We start from the raw sequence: 15,939 nt of genomic DNA, 5'->3' as shown, positions 1-15,939 counted from the left end.
CCCCTGACCAGGTGCGGCAACCGAACGTCAGTTGCGGTGGGGGAAGGTCTTCGCGACCGCCAGGAAGGCGTCGTTCTCCTCGGGGGAGCCGATGGAGACCCGGGCGCCCTCGCCGGGGAAGGGGCGGACGCTCACGCCTTGGGCGTCGCAGGCGGCGGAGAAGTCCATGGTGTGGTCGCCCAGGCGGAGCCACACGAAGTTGGCCTCGGTCGGCGGGACCGTCCAGCCGTCGGCGAGGAGGGTGTCGCGGACGCGGTCGCGTTCCTTCACCGTGCCCTCGACGCGCTCCAGCAGTTCCTCGGTGGCCTCCAGGGACGCGATGCCCGCGGCCTGGGCGACGGAGTTCACGCTGAACGGCAGGAACGTCTTGCGGATCGCGCCGGCGACCAGGGGGTGCGCCACCAGGAAGCCGATGCGGAGGCCGGCGAGGCCGTACGCCTTCGAGAACGTGCGGAGGACGGCGAGGTTCGGACGGTCGCCGTACAGGGTGAGGCCGTCCGGGACCTCGTCGTCGCGGACGTACTCGCGGTACGCCTCGTCCAAGACGACCAGGCAGTCCGCAGGGACGCGGTCGAGGAACGCCTCGATCTCCGCACGCCGGACGATCGTGCCCGTCGGGTTGTTCGGGTTGCAGAGGAAGACCAGCCGCGTGCGGTCGGTGATCGCGTCCGCCATCGCGGGCAGGTCGTGGGTCTCGTCCCGCAGCGCGACCTGGACGCCCGTGGCGCCCGACAGCGACACGAGCAGCGGGTACGCCTCGAACGACCGCCACGCGTAGACGACCTCGGCGCCCGGCTCGGCGAGGGCCTCCAGCAGCATCTGGGTCATCCCGACCGAACCGCAGCCGACCGCGACGTGGTCGGCGGGGACGCCGCAGAACGACGCGATCGCCTCGGTCAGCGCGGTCGCGTTGTTGTCCGGGTAGCGGTTGACGTTCCGCGCCGCCTCGCCGATCGCGTCCACGACCGACGGGAGCGGGCCGTGCGGCGACTCGTTGGACGACAGCTTGAACGAGCGGCCCTCGGGTGACACCACGACCTTGCCGGGCTTGTAGGCCACGAACCGGTCGAGGACGGAGCGGAAGCGCGGAGTGGTTGCCTCGGACACCGTTGTCCTCCAGATCGCACAGGGGTGGTGATTCCTCAGCCTACGCAGCGTTCCTCATCATCCAGCAAACAGCCACGATCCGGACGAACTCCCAGTCGCGGGTGTCGTCCGGCCACCAGCCCCGGTTGAACGCGTCCTCGGCGAAACCGTGCAGATAGCCCATGAGGTCGTCCGCGCCGGGCGGCTCACCGGGAGCGCCGAGTTCGTCGCGGAGGCTGGCCACATGCTGGTCGACGGCCGCCGCCAGTCCCGGGGAGCCGGCCATCTCCGCGACGCCGGCCTCCCCGATGTCCCGGACGAGCAGACCGAGCACTTCGGGCGAGTCACCGTTCATAGGGGGTGAAACTAGCAACCGTCAGGCACCGTTCGCGACATCACCCCAGGTAAAAGCTCAGACGCGGGGCCGGAGCATCGGCGGGCGGAGCTGCTCGGCATCGCCCCTGCGGTACAGCCTGGCGGGGCGTCCGCCGTCCCGCGTCGTGGTCCGATCCGTCGGGATGAGGAACCGGTCGGCGCCGGTCACCTTCCGGTGGAAGTTGCGGGGGTCGAGGCTGGTTCCCCACACGATCTCGTAGACCCTGCGCAGCTCCGCGACCGTGAACTCGGGCGGGCAGAACGCGGCGGCCAGCGACGTGTACTCCAGCTTCGCCCGCGCCCGCTCCATCCCGTCGCACAGGATCCGCCGGTGGTCGAACGCGGCCCGGTCCTGGTGGACGAGATCGTCCACCGCCGTCCACAGCACCTGGGCCCGGCTGGACGCGGGCAGGTCCGGCGCCAGCCCCAGGTACGCGACGCTCACCACCCGCTGCCGGGGATCGCGGTCCGGATACCCGTAGGTCTGGAGCTGCTCCAGGTGGATCCGGACGTCCGCGAGGCCGGCCCGCTCCGCCATCAGCCGGGACGCGGCGACCGGCAGGTCCTCGTCCAGCTGGATGAACCCGCCCGGCAGCGACCACGCCCCCTCGTACGGGTCCCGGTCACGCCGCCACCGCAGTGCGCACAGGCGCTGCTCCCGCACGGTGAGCACGACCAGGTCGACGGAAACGGCAAGCCGCGGCACGGACATGCAACGAACTTAGCCGGAGTGACCGACCGGCAAGGCCAAGAAGGCCCGGCCGGTCCGGTTCCTGGAGCGGAGGGAGCCGGACCGGCCTTCTCGACGGTCCGGTCAGTCCTCCTTGGGGACCTCCACGGGGACCGTGGCGGCCGGGACGCCGTTGTGACCGTTGGCGCCGTTCTGGTTGTTCAGCCCCGCGAGGAGCTGGCGGGCGACGCCGAGGCCGGTGCCGCCGAGCGTGAGGGCCTTGGCGAGCATGTCCTCGACGCCCTGGGCGCCGTTGAGCACCACCATGTTGTCGACGTTGCCGAACACGCCCGCGCCCGCCTCGACGATCTGCGGCCACTGCTCGGCGAGCTGCTGGGCGATCACGGCGTCGGTGTTCTCGGCCAGCGCCTCCGCGCGGGCCTTGATCGCCTCGGCCTCGGCGAGCCCCTTCTGGCGGATGGCGCCGGCGTGGGCCTCACCGAGGATCCGGGTCGCCTCGGCCTCGCGCTGCGCCTTGAGCTGGACCTCGGTCGCGGCGGCCTGGGCGTAGGAGATGCGCTCCTCGCGCTCGGCCTCGGCCAGCTTGACCTGCTCGTACGCGCGGGCGTCCGCGGGCTTGCGGACCTCGCTCTCCAGCCGCTTCTCGGTGCGCTCGGCCTCCAGCTCGGCGTTGCGGGTCTCCTTGAGGATGACCTCCTGCCGGGCCTGCTGCGCGGCCTGCTGCACCTGGCCCTCGTACTCGGCCTTCTTGATCTCGGTGTCCCGGATGACCGCGGCGTTCTCCCGCATGGCCTCCTGCTCGCGCTGGGTGGCCTCCTGGTCCCGCTCGGCCTCGGCGATACGGGCGGCGGAGGCGACCTTGGCGGCGTGCGGACGGCCCAGGTTGGTGATGTAGCCGGCGTCGTCGTGGATCTCCTGTATCTGCAGGGAGTCCACGATCAGGCCGAGCTTGCTCATCTCGTCGGCGGCGGAGCCGCGGGTCTCGGACGTGAGGCGCTCGCGGTTGAGGATCAGGTCCTCGACGGTGAGGTTGCCGATGATGGAGCGCAGGTGGCCGGTGAACAGCTCGTGGATCGCCCCGTCCATCGACTTCTGCTGCTCCAGGAAGCGGCGGGCGGCGTTGGCGATCGACACGAAGTCGTCCCCGACCTTGTAGATGACCACGCCGCGGACCTTGACCGGGATTCCCTGCTGCGTCACGCAGCTCACTTCGAGGTTGGCCGCCCGGCTGTCCAGCCGCAGCCGGCGGGACGTCTGGAACCCGGGCAGGACGGACGTACCCTTACCCGTCACGATCTTGAATCCGAGGCTGTCCACGCCGTCGATCGGCTTCGACCTGGCGCCCAGCCCGGAGATGATCAGAGCCTCGTTCGGCTCGGCGACCCGCCAGACCATCTTGAACAGAACGATCAACACGATGAGGGCGACGACGGCGCCGATCGCCACCACGATCACGGGCATGCGGCCTCCTCTTCAGATGTCACGGCGGCCCAGGGGGTTCGGGCCCGTCCGCGTTTTCCAGTAGACGCGGAGGCGGTGCGTTCGGTTCTGTCGCGGGACCGTGTATTCACGTCCTCATCAGGACAACTTCACTGGGGCAGGGCGACCGCCACGTAGACCGTCCGGGGCGGGTGGTACTCGACGACCACGATGATCGTGCCGACGCCGATCTCGTCGCGTGGGTCGACGGGGTGGGCGTAGAACGCCTCGACCCCGCCGCGGATCGGGATCATGACCTCCCCGACCAGCCCGGGACCGATCCGGCCGGTCACCCGCCCCTCCCTACCGACCACGACCACCCCCGCGAACGACACGCCCCGAACCGCGCCCTGCGGCCCGTGTAAGCCGAACCGTATCCGCTGCACCCCCCATCCCGCACCGCCTCTCGGGTCAGGTCCCGGGCGGGGGGTCAGGGCAGGACGCGATGGGCTTGGGTGAGGGCGTCGCGGGCGAGGCGTTCGGCGTCGGCGCGGGTGGCGTTGGGGCCGAAGACCGTGACGGTGGCGAGGTAGTGGCGGCCCTTGAACACGACGTACCAGGTGCGGGTGCGGGCGCTGCCGCTGATCGTGGTGACGCCGACGGTGCGGGAGCCCTCGCCGATGTCGCCCTTGGGCGCCTCGCTCACCTGGTGCTCGGCCCACTTGGTGCCGACCTTGGTGCGGAACTTCAGGCAGCCGGTCGGGACGCGGGCGTTGACCTGCTTCTCGGCGTCCGCGGCGGACATGCCCATCAGCGTCTCGGTCGCGGTCTGGCCGGTGCCGTTCACGAACGACACGAGGGCCGCGGGGACGTCGCCGGCCACATCGCCGCCCGGGCGGCCGCTCCCGCAGCGAGGTTTGTCCAGGGTCGTCCCCCGCTGGAGCCTTGCCGCGTTCTGGATGGCCTTCAGCGAGCCGTACTCGCCCGAATCGGGCTCTCCGGCGCGCCGGTAGCCGGGCGGTTCCTGCAGCAGCGCCTGGGCCAGCTGGTCGGAGGTGTAGCCGATGCCCGCCACCTCGGCGCGGGCGGTGCCGCGCACCTGGCCGGCGCGTTCGGCGTCGCCGCCGCACGCGGTGGCGGCGACGGCCGTGGACAGCAGGACGAGCGGGAGGATCCTGTGGGCCATGGCGGCGACACTACGGCGCGCGGCGGGCGGGCCGCCCCGGACGACACGCCCGGTCGGCCTTTCTCCACCCGGTCAGCCTTTCTCGGCCCGCTCGTTGTACTCCGCCGCGTACTCCTGGCCGGACATCTTCTGGATCGTCTCGACGATCTCGTCGGTGATGGCGCGCCGGGCCTTCGCGGGCGGCAGGTCACGGTAGTGGGAGAAGTCCATCGGCGGGCCGATCCGCACGGTGGGACGCGGGCCGAACACGCGCGGGAAGCCGGCCCCGATCGGCTGGATCTTCTCGGTGCCCTCCAGCGCGACCGGCAGGACGCGGGCCCCGGACTCCAGGACGAGCCAGCCCACGCCCGTCCGGCCGCGGTAGAGGCGTCCGTCCGGGGAGCGGGTGCCCTCGGGGTAGACCGCGAACGCTCCGGCGTTGTCGAGGACGTCGGCGGCCTGCTCCAGCGCGCCCATCGCGGCGCGCTGGGCGCCGCGCCGCACCGGGACGTGGCCGAGGTTGGTGAGGAACCAGCGGACGAACCGGTTCTTGAGCCCGCCGCCCTCGAAGTAGGCGGCCTTGGCGATGTAGGTGACCGGGCGCGGGACCGCCAGCGGGATGATGAAGCTGTCGATGAACGACAGGTGGTTGCTCGCCACGATCAGCGGCCCGTAGCTCGGCACGTTCTCGCCGCCCACCACCCGGGGGCGGAAGAGCAGCCAGAGGATCGGACGCACCACGCGCGTCATGAACGTGTAGAACACCCAGCCTCCTGAATTTCGCCAACGCCACTGTAACCTCTGCGCTGGTCCGGGCCTCGGTCAGTGCCCTCCTTTCCGGCCCGAGGACCGGTCAGGAATGGTTCAAGCGCAGGTCAAAGCTCGGCCCGGCGGTATTGGCCGCCATTCTTACCCTCAAGTAAGTTTCTGTTCGGTAAGTTATTGCGACGTTTCCCGGAGGTCCCGGGAGCCATCCGGACGCCCCGGACGCATCGTCAGGTAGAGTCGTCCCGAGGACCAGACGGGCGTCCGAGCCGGCGTTACGGTCCGAGCCACGGGGCGGCCGACCTGGTCCTTTTCCCGGGAAGCGCTTGGATTGCGGGCACGGGTGCGCAATCCTGAGGAGTCACCTGAGATGGCCGTGTGCCACCGGAGTGGGGCGTGAGGTGACGATGGATTTCGACATCAGTCTGATGCGCGACGACCGCTGCACACTCGTCCGCGTGAAGGGCGACATCGACGTGGTGTCCCGCACGCGCTTCGAGCAGACGCTCTTCGAGGTCGTGGACTCGGGCGAGCCGATGGTCGTGGACATGCGCGAGGTCACGTTCTGCGACTCGACGGGCCTGAACGCGATCGTCGCGGCCAACCGCCGCGCCGGCGAGCGCGGCACCCACATCGCGCTGGTGGCGCTGCCGCCGCGCGTCCAGCGGGTCTTCCGCATCACCGGAATCGACAAGTTCATCCCGATCCACGACACACTGCGGGAGGCGATCGTCGCCTTCCCGTCCACCACCCCGTAGGGCTCAGGTACAGCCCTCGAACTGGGGCACGCTGGTGGTCAGCTTCAGCCCCGACTTGCCGAACCACTTGGTCAGCAGCTTCTGGGCGGTGCCGTCCTGGTACATGTCGGTGATGGCGCGGTTGACCTTCTCGCAGCCCTTCAGGTCGCCCTTCTTCAGGCCGACGCCGTACTTCTCGTCGGTGAACGGCGCGTTGATCATCCGCCCGGGACGGCCGGTGGCGAACCCGGCGAGGATCAGGTCGTCGGTCGACACGGCGTCGAGCCGCCCGGCCGCCAGGGCGTCCATGCAGGCGCCGTAGGTGTTCACGGTGACCGGCTTCGCGGCGACCTTGCGCTCCTCGATGACGCGCCGCCAGGAGTTGGAGCCGGTCACCTCGCAGATCCGCTTGCCCTTCAGGTCCCGGACGTCTCTGATCGCGGTGGCGTCGGCGCGGACGAACGTGTCCTGGTGGGCGACGTAGTAGGGCCCGCCGAAGGTGACCTTCATCTTCCGCTTCGCGGTGATCGAGTACGTCGCGAGGATCATGTCGACGGTGCCCTTGGCCAGTGCCTCCTCACGCACCGACGAGTTCGTGGTCTTGAACGTGAGGCGGCTCTTCGGGACGCCCAGCTTCCCGGCGATGTAGGTGGCGACGTCGACGTCGAAGCCCTCGTAGGTCCCGTCCGGGCGCTTCACGCCGAGCGCGGGCTGGTCCTCCTTCACGCCGATGACCAGGGACTTCTTGTCGGCGACGGACTGCTTCTCGGGGGCGCCGAGGCCACAGGCCGACAGCAGCGCCGCCGCGGTCAGCACGGCCCCCGAGGCGGCGATGGCACGGATCGCGCGCATGGCTTGATCTCCTCCGGTCAGCGGAACTCGGCCAGCCGGGGACGGACCCCCGCGATGATCAGAAGGGCGATGACGGCGGCGCCGACCGGCGGGACGGCGTTCCAGCCGCGCAGCCCGCCGTCCGCGTCCTTGATCGCCTTGTCGAAGGCGTCCTGGTGGACGGCGGTCAGCGAGCTGAGCGCCGCGTCGTAGTCGTCGAAGTCGCGGATCGCGTTGGACGTGCGTCCCATCCGCAGGTCGACCGCCGCCGTCCGGTTGCCCGCCTCCGCGAGCTGCCGCATCCGCGCGTCGTTCTGCTGGACTTTCCGGTACGCCGCGAGCGTCTTCGCCAGGGCGTCCGCCTCCCGGCCCTTGTCGACCGTGCGCGCCTCGTCCCCGAAGAAGCCGAGGAACGGGACCGCGCCCTCGCCGGGCTTGTACGGGCCGGCCTTCTGCTCCAGGCCCGCGTAGTAGTTCTCCAGGTTCACCGGTTTGTCGCCCAGATCCGGGTAGATCACCGACAGCGACTTGTCGAGGTAGGTCTGCTCGTAGGTGTCGGCGCGGCCCGGGTCGAGGAGGTAGCGGCTCTCGTCCCCGAACGCGCTGTGGCTGATCGCGCGGGCCCGCGACAGCTGCAGGATCGAGTCGAACCCGTCCTGCTTGGCCGTCTTGATATGCCCGGCATGGGCCGTCAGCAGGCCCGCCCCGACGGCGGTGAGGACGAGCGTGGCCAGCGTCGCCAGCACGAGGGCCGGGTTGAGGACGCGGCGGAACGTCCGCATCAGGTACAGCTGGGTGGCGATCAGGAGCAGCAGGGCCAGCAGGCCGGTGAGCAGGACCCAGGCGCGTCCCGTCAGCACCGCGGACCGCTTCGTCTCGTACGACTGCCGGACGTTCGCGCCCGTGTCGAGCGTGATGTTGTACGCCTTCGGCAGGAGCTGCAGCTTCATCAGGTCGGTGGCCTGCCGGTAGGCGTCCACGACCTGCGGCGGCGTCTGGCCGGGCGCGTGGTCGGACTGCGCGTCGAGCTGCATGGCCTGGCCGACGAGCCGCTCGTACTTGCCGAGCCCGTCAAGCACCTCCTGGACGGTCCGCCGCAGCGCCGGGTCGCGTCCCGCGAGCTGCGCGGCCTGCACCGCCGCGGCGTCCGCCTCCGCGCGCCGCTTCTCGTACACCCGCAGGGTCTCGTCGTAGCCGATGCCGAGGTCGTGCTCGCGCCCGATCAGCAGGATGTTGGACACCTGCGCGTCCATGTCGCTGAGCGCGAAGTACAGCGTGCCGGTCGCGACGACCTGCGGGCCCGCGTCGTGCCCGATCGTCTCGACGGAGTCGCGCGCGTTCCCGATCGCGACGGTGAGGACGATCAGCAGCGCCACGAGCGCGGCCAGGCACAGCACGACGTGCGCGCGGATGCGGCCCGGGATCGTCTTGAGCCAGCGTCCGCGCACGAACGTCCGCAGCCGTCCGGTGCGCTCGGTGTCCACCGGCGGGTTCTGCTCCGGAGGCGCCTGCGGCGGCTGGGGCCGCGGCTGGGTTGCGGGAGCCGCCGGCGGTGCGGGACTCATCGTCATGGCGTGCCCTCCTGCAGGGACAGCGTGATGGTCGTCCAGGCGCCCACATGGATGCGGTCGCCGTCACCGACCGGCACCGGCACGTTCACCGGGATCGGCTCCGTCCCGCCGTTCACGGTGGTGCCGTTGGTCGAACCGGGGTCGATCAGGTTCCAGGTGCCGTCCGGCTGCGCGAGCAGGACGGCGTGCAGATGCGAGACACCGGGGTCCTCGGGCGGCGCGCTCAGGTCGATCTCCGGCAGGAGCGCCCGCGTGGTGCTGCGCCGCCCGATCCGGATCTGGTCGCCGAGCAGCGGGACGCGTCGTTCCGGGCAGTACGGCGGGAACGCGAGGGCCCCGGCGTCCTGCCCCATCTCCGCGATCACCGAGTCGAAGTACGCACGGTCGGCCTTGACCAGCGCGCAGGGCCCGGCCGGGGCGGGCGGCGGCGCGACGACCGGCGTGCTGCTCGGCCGCTGCTGCGGCACCAGCGGCACCGCCTGTGCGGTGCCGGCCGCGGTCAGCTGGACGGTGTACACGGTGCCGGTCTCGAAGTCGTACCCGTCGACCTCGCAGAACCGGCCGGAGCGGGGCGTGCCGCAGTGCGGGCAGTCCGCCGTCTCCGCCGGTTCGGGCTTCGCGGGCTGGGACGCGGGGGCCGGCGCGGGCTCGGGTTCGGCGAACTCGGCGCGCTGCGCACCCTCCATCAGGTCACCGCACACGTCGCAGTAGTCGGTGGCCTGGGAGGTGTGCCCGCTCGGGCAGACCGGCATGGGCCTCAGCCCCCTGCCTCGTCGCCGTGCCGGGTCCGCACGGTCCGGACGGAACGGGTGTCGAGCGACATCTCATCCGCCTTCGCCACGTCCCGCTTCAGTCGCACCGTGCCCCGCGCCGGGTCGACCACGTCGACGACCTTGTCGAGCAGGCCGGAGATCTGCTCGTTGCCGACCGTGCGGGCCAGCACCACGGCGCGCCCGAGCCGGGCGGTCGCGGTGTCCTCGTCGCCCTCCCGCCGCGCCTCCAGCCCCTGCTGGATGGCCTCCGCGAGCTCCGACTGGCCGGTGTGGTGCGCGACCCGGCCGTTGATGCGCGTCGACCTGGCCTCGTCGTCGGTCCACTCGGCGAGGACGTTCCCGGACGCGAGAACCTGGTCGCCTGCGACGAGCTTCACCCACGCGGCCCGCATCTGCCGTCCGACGTCGCCGGGCTCCACCTCGACGCACACGTGGTACTCGCGGTTCTCGCTGCCCCACGCGCCGAGCGGGTAGTCGCCCGTCTGCGTCCCGGACTCGACCCGGCGGCCGGTCAGGTCCTCCACGGCCGGGATCATCTGCTTGACGAACCGGAGCCGCGCCTGCTGCGGCGTCCACACGCGCAGCGCGACGTCCGCGACCTCCTTGCTCATCGCGGCGTGCGTCATCGCCAGGAAGTCGGCCTCCAGGTCGGCCGGGTCGGGGACGTCCAGGAACCCGCCCAGCAGCGCCGAGGTGATCTTGCGGAGCTCGGCGACGTCCCAGTCGGTGCCGACGCCCCGGGCGTCGCAGAGGAAGTGCCCGGTGCACACCCGCAGCGCCGCGTCCAGCTCCTCGTCCGACTCGTGCTGGTTCTTGCCGTCCGTCAGCAGGATGGCGTGCTTGACCGCGTTGTCGGCGACGGTGGCGTCGTGCGCGGTGAACAGCCGGTCGGCGAGCCGCAGCCACGACCCGATCGCCGTTCCGCCGGCCGCCTCCAGCCGTCCCACCGCGTTCACCGCGCTGCGCCGGGACGTCTCGTCCGCCACGACGAGCCGCTCCCCCTGCGGGTAGATCATCCGCGGCCGGTTCGCGCCGGCGACCACTGCGAAGTGGACGCCGTCGCGCAGCACGTTCACCGCGGCCCGCGCCGCCCGCTTCGCCGCTGCCATCTTCCCCCGGTACGACATCGACCCGGAGGTGTCGATGATGATGATCTCCGCGGCCGGGGCCCGTCCGCCGCCCCCCGCCGGACCCGCACCGCCGGACGAGCGCGCCTCCACGGACACGATCGCGTGCATCTCCCGTCCGCCGGCCGGAAGGTACGGGTTCTGGTCCACCCGGACGGTGAACTCCGGAAAATCGCTCATCTGCCCCGCTCCCTGCTCGGTTCTGGCGGCGGACAGGGGATCACCGCCACCGTGACGTTGTCGTGCCCGCCCGCGTCCAGCGCCGCCCGCAGCAGCCGCCGCGCCGCGCCGAGCGGGCCGTCCGCGCCGTCCAGCGCCACCGCCGCGAGGGCGGCCGGCTCCGGCAGGTCGTTCCACAGCCCGTCGCTGCACAGCACCACCAGCCCCGGCGCCGTCGGACGGAACGCCGCCACATGCGGATCGACCGGCCCCGCGTCCGCGCCCAGCCACGCGGTCAGCACGTGCGCCCGCTTGTCGGCCCACGCGTCCTCGGCGGTCAGCGCGCCCTGCCGGATCATGCTCGCGGCCCACGAGTCGTCCGTCGTGAGCCGGTACGAGCCCGCCTCCGACAACCAGTATGCGCGGCTGTCGCCGACCCATCCGACGGTGACGCCCGCCGCGTCCACGACGGCCGACACGAACGTGCACGCGGGCGACGACTCCGGGTCGTCGGACAGCCCCGCCACGACCTCGGCCGCCCGCGCCGCCGCCGCGCGCATCGCGCCGCGCGGGTCCATGCCGGCGGACACGCGCCCGGTGAGCACGGCCACGGCAGAGTCGGCGGCCAGCCTCGACGCCTCCTCGGATCCGGGCGCGGTCGCGACCCCGTCGCAGACCACGGCGCACGCCCCCGCGGGCAGCGTGGCCAGCGCGAACGCGTCCTCGTTCCGGCTGCGCCGCAGCCCGACGTCGCTCACCGCCGCGCCGAACCGGCCGGCCTCCTCCTCGACGTGCTCCCGCCCGCTGGGCTGCCGGAACCCGCACTGCCCGCAGTACCCGTCCGCTCCGATGGCCGCCGCTCCGCAGTCCCCGCACCGCGTCCCCGCACCGGCGGCATCACCCGCGCCCGGCGCGGTTTCGACGCCCCGTGCGGTTTCGACGCCCCGTGCGGTTTCGGCGCCTGGCGTGGTCTCGGCGCGCGGTGCGGTCTCGCCGCCCCGTGCGGTCTCGGCGCCCCGTGCGGTTCCGGCGCTCGGCGCGGTTTCGGCGCTCGGTGCGGGGGCGCGGCGCCGGTCCGGGCGGGTTCTCGTCGCCAGGTCGGACGACGATTCGGCGTTCGGGGCGGGGTGGGGGATCGACGCGAGGGGCGTGTCGTGGGAGGTGGCCCTGCGGGGGGACGGAGGCTTGCCGGGGAGCGCGGTCCCCAGCGGCGGGGTCCGGGGGGTGGTGGGATCCGGCCGTCCGCATTCCTCGCAGAAACGGTCGCGCTCGGTGACGGGCTCGCCGCAGGTGCGGCAGAGCTCGACGGGCGTGTGCTGGTCCGCGTTCATGGTCAGAAGAGCGTCCTCGGGCGGACGGCGTTGGCGCGTTTGACCATGGCGTGGCGATGCCCGGAGCTGTCGGCGAGCTTGGCGAGCACGCGGTAGGTGTCCTCCAGCCGCTTGCGGAGGGGCTGCTCGTCCAGCTCGGTCTCCAGGACCTGCTGCCGGACACCTGACGGGGCGGGGCCCCGGTCGGCGCGGACCCAGGTGAGCGCCGCCTCCAGGACCTCGGCGGCGAACGCGGCGGCCCGCTCTGTGTCGAGCCGCAGGGACGCCAGGCGTCGGCCCGCCTCGATGAGCACGGGCGCGTTCAGCTCGCCCGGGCGCCGCCCCCGCACGGTGACGGCGACGGCGGCGAGCTGCGCGGCGAGGTAGTGGCTGGAGATGCGGGGGACCGAGTCGAGAACGCGTTCGGCGGACCCGCGGTCGTCGGCAGCGAGGCGGGTGCGCGCCAGCCCGAACGCGGCGCTGACGTGCGTGGGGTCGGTGCGCCAGACCGTCTCGTAGAAGTAGCCGGCGCTCGTCATGTCGCCCAGGGTCTCGTGGCAGAAGGCGAGCGCCAGCTTGGGCGCCTGCTCGCCGGGCGCGAGGTCGTACAGGTCGTTGAAGACGGCGACGGCCTCGGTGCCGCGCCCGCCGGCGAGCGCGCGGACGCCGCGGTACCAGTCGACGCGCCAGTCGTCCGGGGCCTCGGCGGCGATGTCCTCCAGGAGCCGGGCGGCGCCGTCGAGGTCGCCCAGCTCGATGCGGACGCGCACCAGCGCGAGCCGCACCTCGCGGGACGCCACCGGAGCGGAGGCGAGCGCGGCGGCCAGGTCGGCCGGGTCGCGGGCGGTGAGCCCGGCGAGGAACGCGGCGGCCGGGTCGGAGGCGTACACGAGCGGGACGGGCAGCGCGGCGGCCGCCGCGGCCGGCTCCAGCCGCGCCAGGATCGGCGGGGACGAGCCGTTCGCCCGCCCGGTGTCGAGGCCGCCGACGACCTCGGTGCCGGCCGTCTGCTGCTCGGGCCCGAACAGGGGGGACGGCGCGGGCCGCGGGCGTCCGTCCTCGGCGGACAGGACCTCGCGCAGGACGCCGGTGAGCTGCTCGGCCATCTCGGCGGCGCTCTGGAACCGGCGGGCGGGGTCGGGGTGGGTGGCGCGCCGCAGCAGCCGGTGGTACGACTCGTGCCGCTCGAAGAGCGGCACCTCCTCGCGGGGCGGCAGGCTGCGCAGATGCCGTCCGGTGTAGCCGCGGAACGGGAAGCTCAGCACGGCGAGGGTGCGTCCGACGGTGTAGAGGTCGGACGTGATCGACGGACCCTGCGAGCCGATCTCCGGGGCCTGGTAGCCGGGCGTCCCGAAGATCGGGCTGTCCGCGTCGAAGGCCCGCCGGACGCCGCCGAGGTCGATCAGCTTCAGCTGCTCCTCGGACTGGATGGCGTTGTCCGGCTTGAAGTCGCAGTACAGCAGCCCGACGCCGTGCAGGTAGCCGAGGGCGCTCAGCACCTCCAGCCCGTACGCGATGACCTGGCCGAGGGGCAGCGCCGCCTGGTCGCCCTGCTCCTGGCGGGTGCTGAGCAGGATGTCCTTCAGCGAGCGGCCGCCGACGTACTCCATGACGATGTAGCCGGACTCGCCGTGCCGCACGAAGTTGTAGATCTTGACGATGTTGGGGTGCTCGACCTCGGCGAGGAACGCGCGCTCGGCGGTCGCGGCCGCCAGCGAGTCGGCGTCCCCGGTGTCGAGCAGGCCCTTGAGGACGACCCACCGCTCGCTGACGTTGTGGTCGCGGGCCAGGTACACCCAGCCGAGCCCGCCGTGCGCGAGGCAGCCGAGCACCTCGTACTGGCCGCCGATCATCTCGCCAGGGTGCAGCTTCGGGGTGAACGAGAACGGGTGCCCGCAGTTGCGGCAGAAGCCCTCGGTCCGTCCGGGGCGGCCGTTGCGGCTGCGCCCGACCTTCTCGTCGCACTTGCTGCAGAAGCGCCGGTTCTCCGGCACCTCCGCCTTCTCCATGATCGCCGAAGCCGGGTCACGGGCCGGGACGGGCGGCACCTCGACCAGGCCGGCGCCGAGCATCCCGCGCCGGGCGGAGCCGGTGGAGCCCGTCCCGCGGGTGCCGCCGCGCGACGCCGTCCGCCCGGACCCCATGCTGCCGGACCCGCTGGTCGGCGAGCTGCCGGACGAACCCGGCACGCTGCGCCCGCTCGGGCCGGACGTTCCGGACGTCCCGCCGGCCGGAGGCGCCGGGGTCGCCGGGGTCGTCACGGGGGTCTGGCCGGGTGGACCGACCGGGGCGGGGCCGGGAGGCGGCCCGTACGTGCCCGGATAGCCGGGCGCCGCGGGGGCCACGGGCCGCACCGGGGCGGCCGTCCGCGCCGGGGCCGGGTTTCCGGGGGCCGGGCTCGCGGACGCCGGATATGGCGGCGGCGGGCCCGGGGTCGCCGGGTTCGGGGGTGCGGCCGGCCGGGACGCCGGAGGGGCGGCGGCCTGGTCGGCGGCCGGGGCCATGCCGCAGACGTTGCAGAAGCCGTCCGCCTCCACCTCGCCCGTGCAGCCGGGCTGGGTGCATCGGTTCATCGCCGGTTCCCCGTCTCGCTCTCGCACGCCCTGATCGCTCGCTGGTACTCCGCCAGTACCGTGGTCGCCCGGCGCAGGTCGCAGGGCGCCGTCCACAGCACCTCGCGGGCCTCCCCGTACAATGCCGTGAGCTGCTCGTCCTCGACCAGACCGAGCCGCCCCGCCTTGGCCCGGTACGCCTCCAGCCTGCCCCGGAGCTCGCCCCGCCGGTCGAGCAGCCCGGCACTGAGACGCAGATCACCGCTCGCCCGTTCCAGCGCGTCGTCGGCGGCGCGTTCGAGCTCGGCGAAGCGTCCCGCCATCTCCACCCACCGGCCGGCCTCGCGCAGCCGTTCCAGGGCGGCGAGCCGGTCCCGCAGCGCGGTGCCGAGGCCCCGCGACGGTTCCGGAAGGTTGGGCGACTGAATCTTGGCGAGCGCGGTCGCGTGGGCGTCGTGGGCCCGCCGCTCCGTCTCCTCGACCTCCTCGATGGAGGCCGTGACCCGCATGACGAGTTCCTCGTAGTCCTCGCGCATCCGGGCGACGCCGGCGAGTTCGTCGCCGAGCGAGGTAAGTATGGCGCAGACACGGTCAAGGCGGGCGGTGTCCGGGCGGCCGTCCTTCACCAGCGACAGCGGATCGGTCCGGACGATCCGGCCGAGCGCGGTCAGCTCGCGTCCGACCCGGTCGAGCTCCGGATGCCGGGTGCCGTCCAGCGAGTGCGCCAGCCGCGCCGTCTCCCGCCAGCCCTCCTCGGCCCGCTCCAGCGGCTGCAGCAGCGCCGTCCACGCGGCGTCGGCGGCGGCGATCTCCCCCGCGACGAACTCGTAGGCGTCCGACATCATCGCGACGGCCTCGTCCAGCGTGATGCGGCGCTCCTGCGGGCCGAGCAGCGTGCGGTGCTCCAGCGGGATCTCGCCGTCGGGCAGCTCGACCGAGAACCCCGACAGCATCCCCGACAGCTCCGTCAGCGTGGCCGCGTCCGGGCGCGACGCCCGGTCGCGCAGCTCTCCGGCGGCGTCCAGAACGCGCTGGTAGGCGTCGAACAGCCGCCACAGGGTCGCCAGCCGGGCCTGCGCGCCGTCCCAGCGGCGCCACGTCTCACCGGTCAGCCGGGCGCCCTCCAGAAGGCGGCTGCCCTGGTGGCGGTCCAGTTCGAGGAGGGACGCGGAGATGCGGTCGCGCTCGTCCCGGAGCTTCTTCAGGGCATGGTCGACGCCTTCACGGCTCATGGGCGCGGCGGCCCCTGCCCCGCTCTGGTCCAACGTCTGCCCCACGGTCGCGTTCTCGGTTCCCCCTGAGCATGCCCTCAATGCCGGTCTGGGAGCACGGACCGGTCCACTATCGGACGTACGCTCTCATACAAGTGTGATCCGTG

15 protein-coding genes are annotated in these 15,939 nt (G+C 72.8%); 1 reads left to right on the top strand and 14 read right to left on the bottom strand.

Features of this window, described 5'->3' with window-relative positions; all coding sequences use genetic code 11:
- Nucleotides 1-27: 27 nt before the first annotated feature.
- From hisC to ACQPXG_RS01890, 7 genes are all read right to left on the bottom strand, one after another.
- Nucleotides 28-1,107, bottom strand: a complete 1,080-nt coding sequence (gene hisC, locus ACQPXG_RS01920) for a histidinol-phosphate transaminase (protein WP_433465853.1) — start codon at nucleotides 1,105-1,107, stop codon at nucleotides 28-30.
- A gap of 40 nt (nucleotides 1,108-1,147) precedes the next feature.
- Nucleotides 1,148-1,441, bottom strand: coding sequence for a DUF6401 family natural product biosynthesis protein (locus tag ACQPXG_RS01915; RefSeq protein WP_433465852.1), 294 nt, complete (start codon nucleotides 1,439-1,441; stop codon nucleotides 1,148-1,150).
- Nucleotides 1,442-1,498: 57 nt separating this feature from the next.
- On the bottom strand, nucleotides 1,499-2,173 hold the full coding sequence (locus ACQPXG_RS01910) for an NUDIX hydrolase (protein ID WP_433465851.1): 675 nt from the start codon (nucleotides 2,171-2,173) through the stop codon (nucleotides 1,499-1,501).
- Nucleotides 2,174-2,275: 102 nt separating this feature from the next.
- Complete coding sequence (locus ACQPXG_RS01905; protein ID WP_433465850.1) at nucleotides 2,276-3,613, bottom strand: flotillin family protein; 1,338 nt, start codon at nucleotides 3,611-3,613, stop codon at nucleotides 2,276-2,278.
- A 128-nt stretch (nucleotides 3,614-3,741) separates the two neighbouring features.
- The gene (locus ACQPXG_RS01900; RefSeq protein WP_433465849.1) at nucleotides 3,742-3,924 is read right to left on the bottom strand and encodes a hypothetical protein; all 183 of its coding nucleotides are present in this window, start codon (nucleotides 3,922-3,924) and stop codon (nucleotides 3,742-3,744) included.
- A 137-nt stretch (nucleotides 3,925-4,061) separates the two neighbouring features.
- Nucleotides 4,062-4,757, bottom strand: a complete 696-nt coding sequence (locus ACQPXG_RS01895; RefSeq protein ID WP_433465848.1) for a hypothetical protein — start codon at nucleotides 4,755-4,757, stop codon at nucleotides 4,062-4,064.
- A 72-nt stretch (nucleotides 4,758-4,829) separates the two neighbouring features.
- A complete protein-coding gene (locus tag ACQPXG_RS01890) occupies nucleotides 4,830-5,501 on the bottom strand; it encodes a lysophospholipid acyltransferase family protein (protein ID WP_433465847.1) in 672 nt (223 codons plus the stop codon).
- A gap of 407 nt (nucleotides 5,502-5,908) precedes the next feature.
- On the opposite strand from ACQPXG_RS01890, the gene ACQPXG_RS01885 reads away from it, so the two are divergent.
- Entirely contained in the window at nucleotides 5,909-6,259 is a 351-nt protein-coding gene (locus tag ACQPXG_RS01885) for an STAS domain-containing protein (protein WP_433465846.1), read from the top strand.
- Between the two features lie 3 nt (nucleotides 6,260-6,262).
- Here ACQPXG_RS01885 and ACQPXG_RS01880 read toward each other — a convergent pair whose 3' ends face one another.
- Genes ACQPXG_RS01880 through ACQPXG_RS01850 form a run of 7 tightly spaced genes read right to left on the bottom strand, consistent with a single transcriptional unit; the run spans nucleotide 6,263 to nucleotide 15,793 of the window.
- Nucleotides 6,263-7,090 (bottom strand): glutamate ABC transporter substrate-binding protein, encoded by an 828-nt coding sequence (locus ACQPXG_RS01880; protein ID WP_433465845.1) that lies wholly within the window; start codon nucleotides 7,088-7,090, stop codon nucleotides 6,263-6,265.
- A gap of 17 nt (nucleotides 7,091-7,107) precedes the next feature.
- Entirely contained in the window at nucleotides 7,108-8,640 is a 1,533-nt protein-coding gene (locus ACQPXG_RS01875; RefSeq protein WP_433465844.1) for a hypothetical protein, read from the bottom strand.
- Nucleotides 8,637-9,392, bottom strand: a complete 756-nt coding sequence (locus ACQPXG_RS01870; protein ID WP_433465843.1) for an FHA domain-containing protein — start codon at nucleotides 9,390-9,392, stop codon at nucleotides 8,637-8,639. Before ACQPXG_RS01870 ends, ACQPXG_RS01875 begins: the two co-directional genes overlap by 4 nt.
- A 5-nt stretch (nucleotides 9,393-9,397) precedes the next feature.
- Nucleotides 9,398-10,720: a VWA domain-containing protein gene (locus tag ACQPXG_RS01865; RefSeq protein ID WP_433465842.1), complete on the bottom strand. Its 1,323-nt coding sequence runs from the start codon at nucleotides 10,718-10,720 to the stop codon at nucleotides 9,398-9,400.
- A complete protein-coding gene (locus ACQPXG_RS01860; RefSeq protein WP_433465841.1) occupies nucleotides 10,717-12,030 on the bottom strand; it encodes a protein phosphatase 2C domain-containing protein in 1,314 nt (437 codons plus the stop codon). The genes ACQPXG_RS01865 and ACQPXG_RS01860 overlap by 4 nt, the downstream gene beginning before the upstream one ends.
- 2 nt (nucleotides 12,031-12,032) lie before the next feature.
- Entirely contained in the window at nucleotides 12,033-14,582 is a 2,550-nt protein-coding gene (locus ACQPXG_RS01855; RefSeq protein WP_433465840.1) for a tetratricopeptide repeat protein, read from the bottom strand.
- A complete protein-coding gene (locus ACQPXG_RS01850) occupies nucleotides 14,579-15,793 on the bottom strand; it encodes a hypothetical protein (RefSeq protein ID WP_433465839.1) in 1,215 nt (404 codons plus the stop codon). Before ACQPXG_RS01850 ends, ACQPXG_RS01855 begins: the two co-directional genes overlap by 4 nt.
- Between the last annotated feature and the right edge of the window lie 146 nt (nucleotides 15,794-15,939).

Source organism: Spirillospora sp. CA-128828, assembly GCF_050945415.1.
Lineage (GTDB): Bacteria > Actinomycetota > Actinomycetes > Streptosporangiales > Streptosporangiaceae > Spirillospora.
Note: the sequence above shows the minus strand (reverse complement) of the source record. Positions and strands in the feature narration are given on the sequence as shown.

Coding starts and splice junctions, on each gene's coding strand:
- ACQPXG_RS01865 (WP_433465842.1), bottom strand. CDS start 10,720: ATGAGCGATTTTCCGGAGTTCACCGTCCGGGTGGACCAGAACCCGTAC.
- ACQPXG_RS01860 (WP_433465841.1), bottom strand. CDS start 12,030: ATGAACGCGGACCAGCACACGCCCGTCGAGCTCTGCCGCACCTGCGGC.
- ACQPXG_RS01895 (WP_433465848.1), bottom strand. CDS start 4,757: ATGGCCCACAGGATCCTCCCGCTCGTCCTGCTGTCCACGGCCGTCGCC.
- ACQPXG_RS01905 (WP_433465850.1), bottom strand. CDS start 3,613: ATGCCCGTGATCGTGGTGGCGATCGGCGCCGTCGTCGCCCTCATCGTG.
- ACQPXG_RS01870 (WP_433465843.1), bottom strand. CDS start 9,392: ATGCCGGTCTGCCCGAGCGGGCACACCTCCCAGGCCACCGACTACTGC.
- ACQPXG_RS01915 (WP_433465852.1), bottom strand. CDS start 1,441: ATGAACGGTGACTCGCCCGAAGTGCTCGGTCTGCTCGTCCGGGACATC.
- ACQPXG_RS01875 (WP_433465844.1), bottom strand. CDS start 8,640: ATGACGATGAGTCCCGCACCGCCGGCGGCTCCCGCAACCCAGCCGCGG.
- ACQPXG_RS01855 (WP_433465840.1), bottom strand. CDS start 14,582: ATGAACCGATGCACCCAGCCCGGCTGCACGGGCGAGGTGGAGGCGGAC.
- ACQPXG_RS01880 (WP_433465845.1), bottom strand. CDS start 7,090: ATGCGCGCGATCCGTGCCATCGCCGCCTCGGGGGCCGTGCTGACCGCG.
- ACQPXG_RS01910 (WP_433465851.1), bottom strand. CDS start 2,173: ATGTCCGTGCCGCGGCTTGCCGTTTCCGTCGACCTGGTCGTGCTCACC.
- ACQPXG_RS01850 (WP_433465839.1), bottom strand. CDS start 15,793: ATGAGCCGTGAAGGCGTCGACCATGCCCTGAAGAAGCTCCGGGACGAG.
- ACQPXG_RS01885 (WP_433465846.1), top strand. CDS start 5,909: ATGGATTTCGACATCAGTCTGATGCGCGACGACCGCTGCACACTCGTC.